Here is a 10,516-nt window from a genome sequence, read left to right on the forward strand (position 1 = left end):
TTTACCCTATCACGCTATACGCAGTGCCGCTGGCAGCTCAAAATGCTGCTGGCGGCGGCGTAATGGACAGTTAAAACTTAAACTGACAGCTTGTAATGCCAACCCTGCCGCCGATTTATTGCCACTACCATACTGTGGATCGCCTAACACCGGATGGCCAACACTGGCAAAGTGACGACGAATTTGATGTTTTCGACCACTGATTAACTGCACATGAAGTCGGCTGCAATCGGTAACGGCATTATAATCCTCAACAGTAAAACGGGTTTCTGAGGCTTTATTGTCTAAAGGTAAGCTGATCACCCCATCGGCTATTAAATCGGCAGATAATTGGCCTTTTATCGTGATTGCGTAACCTTTGGCAATGTGTCGCTGAGCAATTAATTGACTAAAAGCGGCAGCCGCTTTTTTGCTGTGAGCAAGTATAACTAAGCCACTGGCCTCACGGTCTAAGCGATGTAATAAAAAAACCTGCCGCGCGGGGGTAAAGTGCTGCTCAGCAAAGCGCAGTAAACTCAGATGATCGCCCCACTCATTGCCTTGCGACAACATACCTGCCGGTTTAAACCAAATGCTGTAAGCCGTTTCATCAAATAATAAGGTTGCCGGCGCACATTGCCGCTGCAAAATATCCTCATCGTAATTTAACAGTAGTGTTGCACCGGGCTTTAACATAAATTGAGCGCGGCGCAACCGTTTAACCGGCTTGCCGACTAACTGCACTGCACCTTTGTTCATCGCATCTTTTAAACGGCCTTTACTTAATTCAGGAGCAGCGGAGACCAGTAAATCGATAGCCGAGATGGCCGAAGTTACCGGCAGTTGACGAGACAACTTCATAATATATTCTCAGCCCTTGCCATTGGCAAAGGTATATCAGGATTTCAATCGGCTGATCTTATCAAAGATCTCTTCCCAACCACTAGGAATATGTCTCACGCCAGCCTGATCGCGGATCGCTCGCTCAACATGAACCGTTAAACGCCGCACCGGCCTCACCACTTTTTGCTTGTAACGATACGCATAACCTAAACTTGCCAGCGACAACACGACAAGATAGCCAATCCAATAAGCGATAAAGCTTTTAAAGCCGGCACTAAATAAGCCATTCCGTGCTTCGAGCATCGCTAAAGAAAACGGTTGCCGACCTATCCGTTGTAATTGCAATAACATTTCATCGACCTTGCTGTCGTCTTTTGTCGTGCCACCGAGCATATGGCCATGCTCATCTAGTAACAGGAAATCAGCCCCCGGTGTTTGCTGTTGTAATGGCATCAACAATAAAGGAACATCTAACACAAATAAGATATACCCCGCCCCACCATTCGGCTGCTGGATACGTTGGCTTAGCAATACTTTGTTTTTACTTAACGCCAAAGTCGCTAAACCTAGTTTAGCTGAGCCTTCAGCTTGCTCATATTGCTCAAACCACGGCACTAAACTCGCTAAAGTTGCGGTGAACTGTGTCTGCGGATTAGCATAAATAAAATGTTGTTCTGACACATACACAATGCGCTCTAGCGCGGGTTGCATCAATTCGATAGCCGTAAAGGCTAAATCGAGATGCTGCAGTAATAACAATTCGCTGGCCACACTGACGTTTTTCTCTACTAACTCCGCGGTATTTAATGGCTCTCCCTGACGATTATGCAGCTTTAACGAAAGCGAGCTTTGCAAAGCAGCTTGCTCACTAAACGGCAGTTTGGTTAACCAATCAAGCAAATTCAGCAGCGGTTGTAGTTGCGTATCAATTTGTGCGGCTTTAAATTGCAAACGTTGTTCGGTGTGTTGTAGCCGGTTATCGATGGTCAATAAAAAGTGACAGAGTGCCGCAACAAAACTCAACATTAGGACGAATAGCGCCGCCAATTTGACCGTACGGCGATATTCGTAAAGCGCTGGATTTTGCATCAACCTTTCCTTGTTAACAATTGCGTTGAAACTAAATTAGCGCGTTTCATTAATTAGTCAATCTATCCATCGCAGAAAACTACAAGTTCGCCTCAGCAAAAGAGGCTAATCGACTACGAACAACCCCATTTAAATTAACGGTAGTACTGCCTTCAAAGTTTTTAAAACGCTCCACAATGTAAGTGAGCCCCGAGGTCACCGCAGTAAGATAATTACTGTCTATTTGCGATAAATTACCTGAGCAGATTAATTTTGTTCCCTCGCCACAGCGGGTAATAATGGTTTTTAACTGCGCTGCGCTTAAATTTTGGCATTCATCTAAAATTACCCCAGTGTTAAATTGTACGAAAACCCCAGTATAAAAATATTGACATTTATTGTTACTTATGATTAAATCATTTTAAAATGAGTTGCTTACGATATCATTGCGAAACACGTAAGAGCTCGAATTACAAGTTGAAACTGCATGTCATGTAAAAATTCCAGTCGTTACAAAACAAGATTCAATCTCGGCGCTGTGGCATACCTTCAGTCGTCAGTTGACGACTGCGGATTAAGAAATGTCATCTATAAGACCGATGACTATATAGAAAACTTCCCTTTCATCTTTCACGCTGAGCATCTTGATGCTTGCTGCGAAATGAATTTATTTTTAATCCAAAGGTTAAAAGGTGAATACTCGCTAAAGAAAAACAAGCGACAAACATCCGATTCTTGGAGTCAGCAATACGCAGCTACCCGAAAGGGCGAGCCACTTGATATCAAAACGATTGAGAGTATCTCCAAAGATCTGAAGCTTTTCCTCGATTTTCTGATTGAAAATGATCTGTCTTATCTTGAAGTAATTGCAGCTCCAATTTCTGAAAGTGCTCATGCTGACGTCAGTCAAATGCCAGTTTGGAAATACCAGCGCTATCTGGTTGAAAGAGTAAAACGCAAAGACTTAGCGTGGAATACCGCAAACCGTATGATCAGACGAGTCCGGGAGTTTTACATCTGGTCTTACCACCGAGGCTCCATCGGAAAGCTTCCCTTTGAGCTTGAGCTCAAAGCTATACACAAGAAAAAATCTAGCGATTATGACGTACTCTTCTCAATGCCATCAGCCAATCAGACCGCACTCCAAGCATGGATTAGCAATCTAACCATTCCAAAGAAGTTTAAGCAAAAAGCCGTCAAACCTAATGGACTGCAACCATTTAACAGATCAGAACTAGCGTCTTTGCTAAACACTGATACAGCTAAGCACCCAACAAATTCGCTGTTTCTCAAATGTGCATATCTCGCAGGTTTTCGTTCATTTGAAGTAGTGCAAATCGACTACAACGAAGTCGTCAATCCTGTCGACCACCCGAGAAATGCGGTTTTCAAAATTGGATTAGTCCGAAAGCAGCACTTGCCCAAACCAATCAACATCACTAGAACTTTGATGCAGAAGCTATTCGACTATACAACGACGGCCTCGTGGAAAACCCGGCGAAAAAAGCACGAGGAGAAGTATGGCGTAGACAATCCTGAACACCCACTGCCTTTATTCATAAACAAAAGCGGAGAGCGTATGGCTGGGACTTCGGCTAGTGATGTTATCGCTTATGTGCGTAAAGAGCAGCGCGAAAAGGGTTTACCAGTATTGGAACGAGGCTATCATGATCTAAGAGCCACGTTCGGGACTTATCTCGCTATTTATTTAATTGAGAAGTTAGTTGATACACGCAGAGTCCGTACAACACTTCGTAAGTGGCTAGGACACGAAAGCATGAAAACAACGGAGATGTATATTGATTTCGCGAAAGTGTCCGAACCTAGTGAGTTTGGAGCAATGCATGAGTGGGTTGAAGACATCTATAAAGCTGTAAGAGAGACCAAATAGATGAGCAGCAGCATTAGACACAAATTATCACCTATTCCTGCTCAGTTCGCTCAGTATTCCGAGACACTTGCTTATCAAATAAACGAGATGTGGTGGCGCTCAAGTTCTATTCTCTTGACTACGGACAAACCGATAGATAGAGAAACAGATTTAACAAAGAGCATTATGCGGAAATCAACTACCGCGATTTTGAAAGTAATGCCCTACTTGCTCAACGGCCTAGACGAGCCTTTTAGGTCTGAATTTATCGAAACAGGACTGCAATCACTGGATATCTTGACACTGCGGGATAAATTTGAACTTGCTTTTAACAAACAAGCGACCCTTCACTTTGACTCGAAAGTAGCTGCGACAGCCGATATCGGATTATCGAACCTACTCGCAATGTATTTTACTGATCCTGATTTGAAACCTAGACCGCATGAACTTCATTTGAAATTCAAAGCATTTTCACCAGTGCTCGCGCGGCAAATTGCTGACTTAAACGAGAGAGCAAACTTTGAAGATGGAAAGTCGTTTACTCTTTTGAATACAACTCTACGCAAAAGTATTTTGTCACTGAGTCAAATAATTCCGTTCCTATTATCAAACCTACCTGAAGACACCATCAAAAAAATAGAACTACATGGGCTGGATTCACTAGATGATCAGAGTATCGCAAACTTAGTAGAATATACCGGAATGAATGAAATATTTCGGAGTAAGCTGAAGCTCGAAACAAAATTTGATGATGCATTAACGAATTTACGCTCGATGCACTTTAACGTAGAATGTATTCCATTCTCACATTTAAAATTCAAAGATTCTATTATCGATATTTCAAGAGCAATGCAGTTAAGCTATACTGAATTTTGCGATGTAAAAAAATTACTGTCTGAATGCGCAGAAATTTTTGCTAAAGATGAAAATAAAAGCACTCAGACTTCAATCGATAATTTAAATAAATCGCTGAACTGCATACTAAAACTTCTAAACGGCGAACTAAGTTCATGCAGCGAAGAAATGACAATCAAGGAAAAGATTACTAGTCAGTCAGCGCTTGTAATAAAAATCACTAACAAAATGAAATCAGACAAATCTGCATTCATGGTGTTTTTGAAAAATATAGCCCCTGAGCATTTCGGTGAACAAAGAATAATTCAACTCAACACAGATGAAAAATTCGATGAATTCACTGCAAATATATCGAACACCTTTAAAGAAGAATACAGAGCATATTTATCTGAATATAACAATTACTCTGCTGTAGAACTCTGGGCAAGGAAATCACTAGCTAAATATCTATATGCTCATTATGAAGATCCAAAAATAAAGAAAGTCTTAATGCTATTGCAAGACCACGGTATAAATGGTTTGGCATTAGAGTACGGGAAAGGATTCAATATACTCAATGAGCATTTAGAAAATACTGCCGAAAGCGATAACAGCGCAGGAAAGTGGCAGCTGACTGCCGCTTTAGAGATATACAATTTTACAAATAAAACGAGTATAAGACTAAATCAATTATCTCCATTTATTGTGACTTTCGAGAATGAAAACAATGACAGACTTCATTCAATTAGCCTATACGAAATTGCAACGGATTACCCCAGAGTTTTCGAAGATTTAAAAATATACATTGACAAAAACAAGACAAAAACAGACGAAGGTTCAGTTCAACAAATAACATTATCATCCAAAGTAAATATATTTAAAAGATTATTTCTAAAGCATCACAACAGTCTCAACGAATCAGAAATATCAACACTAAAAAGCGAAGGAATACAGGCGTTCGCCAAAAATAACAAAAAATTGCTAGAGCACTTTCGTCAAGTCATACTAAATGACAGCAAAAATAAAATAATAAAATCATCAACAGCCATACAGCAACAAAATGCTTTAAATAGCATTGTAGACTTCTTTGGCATTGATAAATCAGAAGCTTACCGGGTCAAAGCAAATAAAGATCAAAAATTGGCTCGGCGTCGCAATCAAAAATCGATGTATACATTTGAACAAGTCGTGAATATCGCTTATGCAATTGAAAAACTTCTTACACAAACTGACCTGACGAATCTTCAGCATTTGTGCCTGCATGCTGCCCGAATATTTATCAAAACAGGTTGGAACTTAACACCGGTTCTAGAGCTTGACCGTGACGACCTTACTTACTTCGGTGTTTCACTTCAAGGTAACAGAACAGCAGCAGTTCGTATGTTTAAGCGCAGAGCTAATTACAAGACTCATTGGCCTACTTTTGGTGAAACGGCGCAGATTGAGAAAATAGATGCGGATACATTATATAGGGAGTATGTAACAGGCAAAATCACTTCCTCAGTAATGCAAGATCTTGAGTTCATCTCAAATCACACAAGAAAAACCTCCGAACAGCACAAAAAAACTCAGTTCAGAGACAAAATTTTTACATACTCATTAGGTAAAAAAGTAAGTGTTCTTAACGGTTTATCCTTCACCAAATGCATTAATGAATTACTAAAAAAAGCAGGGCTAGATATTACCTTTTCTGTAACACGGCTCCGAAAAAAAGGCATGAATTACACCTACAGAAAGGTCGCAAAAAACTTCGAAAAGTATAAACATGCGGGACTCCATACCCCAGCCGCCTTCTATCAGTATTATTTGAAAATGGAAAGTGGAGAATCAGAGCAAAGCATCTCAGCTGCGACGGCAGTTATGGCTGATTTCTACATCCACGATAATGCTGAGAAAATTATTTTTGTTCAAAAGGTCGATGATAGCACTAGACAAACCCCCACCGGGCGATGCAATCAAACTGCGGATTCTGACGTAGTTAAGCAATTTAAAGTCAAAAATCGCAAGTTTCTAGATGAGAAGGAAATAACAGGTTGCGCAGACTTTGGTGCATGTCTTTTTTGCGAACATTTCCGTTGCATCGCCGATGCGGAGCACGTTTGGCGACTACTGTCGTTTGAGAAGATAGTGATAGATCAGATGGTTGCTGCTTCATACTCAATATTTGGCGATGATGGTAGCGAACAACAGAAAAACATAATTAAGTTGAAACAACGAGTTATAGACATACTGAAAGAGCTTGAGCATATGAATTCACAGGCAATTTCACAGGGTAAGGTCTTATTCTCGCAGCATGGCGTCCATCCTGACTGGGAGTTTGCATAAATGAGCTTCGTTATTCCTAACAAAGTAGTCGACGTCATTGACGCCTGTACGTTACTAGACTCCTCAGGGTGCTACAAAATTAAACCCTTAACAGAAATTAGGAAGTCAGGCTACGATGGCAACTCCTTTGATAACGTTGTGTTATGGGAGTCAAAAAACCACCAAATTAAACGTAGTGGAGCCGTTATTTTTGGTTCGGACATGTGGACAAGTAATGAGAATACAAACAGACATCTCACAATGCTTGGTGGTGATAGTGAGATAGCATTTCAGCTTAAGCTATATGCACTAATTGCGCATATCTGCGGTATTTATAAAGGTGGTAGTGGTGAGAAACTTAGTACTCTCCAAACGAAATTAGCCGCGCTGAAAAAATTCGGTAAACACTTGCTTACTAAAGGTCTAACATCTTTTCATCAACTGACCAAGCTTAATGATCTGGCATTGCGAACCTTAGTTACGGAGTATTTGAGTAACATCGTTCAAACAACTGCGCCAATGAATAAACCCAGAGTTTTCGCCGATTGCTTTCAAGCACGTGAAAGCTTTGGGCTCATCGATACTCGTACTGCTGAAATTTTTGAAGAAGTATTGAGCGATTTATTTAAAACAATTGAAGAAACCTTATCTCATCCTATTATACCAACTGGAATAAGTGCAAGAATTGCTAAATTTTCCGCTCACGTTGTAAGCGAATGTGGAAATCGAATCGAAGAATGGGAGTTATACAACGATAAGCTTTTGGAATGTACTCGAAATTGGAATCAGCCAATCGATGAAATTAAAGGTGCAGATCTCTTTAACCGTTCGGCTATTAAAAATGGCATCATATCGAAACTAAATGAGCTTGCAGAGTATTTTATCGACTTAAAAGTGGCAGTTTATATCCATATCCTCCAGTTCACAGGTATGAGATATAACGAAGTGTTGTCGTGCAGAATAGGTTGCACAAACAAATCTGACCCAATAAATGCTAAGTATTTGATCGAAGCTGAAACTCACAAGACTGCGAACACTTTTGTATTGGACACATGGGTTTGTAACAAAGAAACTTTTGAAGCAATCAAGTTGCTTGAACGCTATTCAGTGGGAATGGAAGCCAGAGCTGAGCTAATTCTCGAAAGATTTCGCGGAGTAGTACAAGATTCATTGGTTCACAATATTGAAGTTGGTATGACCGAGAGGCGTTTGTTTGGGGTTGTGCATAGTGCCGCTTCTATTAGCTTTGCTAAGTCGGGACGTTTCGAGGATTTCGAAGTTAAGTCGGAGCATTTTCTCCCTTTATTTGATTTAACTTTAACTGAGGCTGACATACGAGAGCTTGATCGCCTTGAGCAAAATTATAAACAAATCAAAGGTAAAGATAGAGGCGTACCTTACGCAGTTGGTGACACCCTTCGATTAGCTAACCACATGTTCAGGCATAGCTTTGCTTACTTTGTTATTGCCAATAAACTAGGCGAATTGGACGATATAGCCGACCAGTTTAAACACTTAACACTGGCAATGACGCACGTGTATGTCGACAAAGGTATCCTTTCGCATGAAGAACTTATCGATCTTGTCGATGGATATGAGCAACTTCTGACCACAGCAATTGCTTCTGAATTGGCGGAACAAGCAAGCAATAATGAACTAAAGGGTGGCGCAGGCGAACGGTTTAACAAAGCAGCGAATGAGTTAATCATCGGTGTTACAAATTCGAACTCACCAAACGCAGCAGTGATTAGACAAATTCATTTTAAAGATCTCGGCGAATTTAAACGCTTTCTTGCGAAAAATATCGAGACGATACGTGGCCTGCCGCATGGTTACTGCACCGCAGGCGACAGCTGCAAAATTAACGGCGCATCAGTGCCAGCAGGTTGTGTCTATTGTCCTTCGTTTATTGTCGCAGACACACACAAACCACATTGGATAGCGCTGAAAAATCGGGCTTTAGATAAACTCAAAAGAATTAGTAGTTTACCCTTAGAAAAACAAAAAGATATGGAGCTATTTGTTGTTGCATATACAAAGGACCTGCGAGCGGCTGAGTATGTGTTAAACACTATTCAAGATCCGACGAAATCAAGTGGGGTATCGTTATGACAGATAAAAAAGGTGCTTTAGAGCGGGGATATATAGCTCTCAAGGAGCTGGTCAAAAAGGGCTCGAAAGTTAATATGAACAGCGTTGCCAAGCACGCCGGTTTTAGTCATACCAACTTTCGATTCCCAGAGTTTGCAGATTTAAAAGATGCAATCTCTGAAGCACAGAAAAAACAGCTGACCATTAAAAAGACCGAAGAAGTTGAGACACTGAGAGCACAGGTTACAGAGTTTAAAGCGAAGCTACTCGAAGCTAAAAAGCTTATGAAGACTGCTCCGCAGAACGATGCAGAAAATGTGAATATATTGCTCGCAAAACTGATGGAATGCTATCGATTGAACGACTTACTCAGAAGCGAAAATGCTGATCTGAGAAATCAAATTGCTCACCGTTCAGGCACTATTGAACAGGTAATCAAAGTAGACAAAGAAACAGGCGAGGTAATAACAGGTTATTTCGATAAGAGATAATTTGTAGTAGCTCGGATCTGAGCAGACAGTTTACCCGAGAGGTTCCAATCTGACCTGACAGTTAGTTATGAGTGTGAAGCGGACATTAAGTGAATTAGTCATAATTCCATCTGACACTTTTCATGATCGAGCCTAATCAAATCTGACAGTCAGCCCTATGCCAAAAGCAGATATTACACATTTAGCTTCGCTTCTATTTCAGTGTATGCATTATGATGTAACTGCTGAAATGGCCATCAAAAATCGAATACTGTCGATGATGAGTTATCTGTGACTAATTAAAATATGATTTATGTCCTATGTAGGACATAGGACATAGGACATAGGACATAGGACATAGGACATAGGACATAGGACAGTTTCAATGTATATTAAAAAAAATTAAATGGTTTTGATATGGAAACCCTGAAAATTGCTTTATCTACTTCGGAATGTTTAGTTCTCTCAAACCTCAACACATATGCATTTGGATCACTTGAAGTTGGGATTTCCACCCCTAACCTAACAGCATTGCCATCATCAAGAATTTTTGAAAAATCTGCGTTCTTCCCTTCGCCTGTCGTATCATATGTAGAGTACTGAAGGTATACGCCAATAGATTTATTAAACTTGTACATCGTCATAATGTTCAATCCATAAATTTCTGCATCGACAGAAATAATAGAAGAACTGTTCTCCTCTGTTGATAAGGCATCCGTTGTTAAAAGAGAATAATACGGACCAATTCCAACAAAGAAATCTCCATTTTTATATGAGAATGATAGATTGAACTCCATATTTCCACCGTCAGCAACATATTGGGAAATAATGTCCTCTGACGAAGTAATGGGATCATCAAACCTACCTACATCAATTCCAGAATTTGCAGAAAAATCAAATGCAACACTGAAAGTGTCTTTACTGCCAAGATTTTGTCGGGAATTAAAAGAAATTTTGGGTTTTAACTTGTTGTCAGCCACGGTAAGTTCCGGCTCAATTTTGACTTTTTCATCCTGATTTGCAAAGGCATTAATCCCGGCGTATGAGTTAAAGGAGA

Annotated in this window: 7 protein-coding genes and 1 pseudogene; 4 read left to right on the plus strand and 4 right to left on the minus strand. The window is 40.4% G+C overall.

What is annotated here, in order from left to right; translation table 11 throughout:
• Positions 1 to 9: 9 nt before the first annotated feature.
• The 3 genes and pseudogenes from JAO78_RS16000 to JAO78_RS16010 form a co-directional block, all read right to left on the minus strand.
• Entirely contained in the window at positions 10 to 840 is an 831-nt protein-coding gene (locus JAO78_RS16000; RefSeq protein WP_226752363.1) for an RluA family pseudouridine synthase, read from the minus strand.
• 36 nt (positions 841 to 876) lie between these two features.
• Positions 877 to 1,911, minus strand: a complete 1,035-nt coding sequence (locus JAO78_RS16005; protein ID WP_226752364.1) for a hypothetical protein — start codon at positions 1,909 to 1,911, stop codon at positions 877 to 879.
• 79 nt (positions 1,912 to 1,990) lie between these two features.
• A pseudogene (locus JAO78_RS16010) lies at positions 1,991 to 2,248 on the minus strand (PhoH family protein); the annotation flags it as partial.
• A gap of 129 nt (positions 2,249 to 2,377) precedes the next feature.
• On the opposite strand from JAO78_RS16010, the gene JAO78_RS16015 reads away from it, so the two are divergent.
• Genes JAO78_RS16015 through JAO78_RS16030 form a run of 4 tightly spaced genes read left to right on the plus strand, consistent with a single transcriptional unit; the run spans position 2,378 to position 9,480 of the window.
• On the plus strand, positions 2,378 to 3,781 hold the full coding sequence (locus tag JAO78_RS16015) for a tyrosine-type recombinase/integrase (protein ID WP_226752365.1): 1,404 nt from the start codon (positions 2,378 to 2,380) through the stop codon (positions 3,779 to 3,781).
• Positions 3,782 to 6,919 carry a hypothetical protein gene (locus JAO78_RS16020; protein WP_226752366.1) on the plus strand — a complete coding sequence of 1,046 codons (3,138 nt, stop codon included), beginning with the start codon at positions 3,782 to 3,784 and terminating at the stop codon, positions 6,917 to 6,919.
• Positions 6,920 to 9,010 (plus strand): hypothetical protein, encoded by a 2,091-nt coding sequence (locus JAO78_RS16025; RefSeq protein ID WP_226752367.1) that lies wholly within the window; start codon positions 6,920 to 6,922, stop codon positions 9,008 to 9,010.
• On the plus strand, positions 9,007 to 9,480 hold the full coding sequence (locus JAO78_RS16030; RefSeq protein WP_226752368.1) for a hypothetical protein: 474 nt from the start codon (positions 9,007 to 9,009) through the stop codon (positions 9,478 to 9,480). The genes JAO78_RS16025 and JAO78_RS16030 overlap by 4 nt, the downstream gene beginning before the upstream one ends.
• Positions 9,481 to 9,851: 371 nt before the next feature.
• On the opposite strand, the gene JAO78_RS16035 is transcribed toward JAO78_RS16030, so the two are convergent.
• A partial coding sequence (locus tag JAO78_RS16035; protein WP_226752369.1) for a hypothetical protein occupies positions 9,852 to 10,516 on the minus strand: 665 nt, incomplete at its 5' end.

The sequence above is a fragment of the Alishewanella maricola genome (assembly GCF_016343785.1).
In the GTDB taxonomy this organism is placed as follows: domain Bacteria; phylum Pseudomonadota; class Gammaproteobacteria; order Enterobacterales; family Alteromonadaceae; genus Alishewanella; species Alishewanella maricola.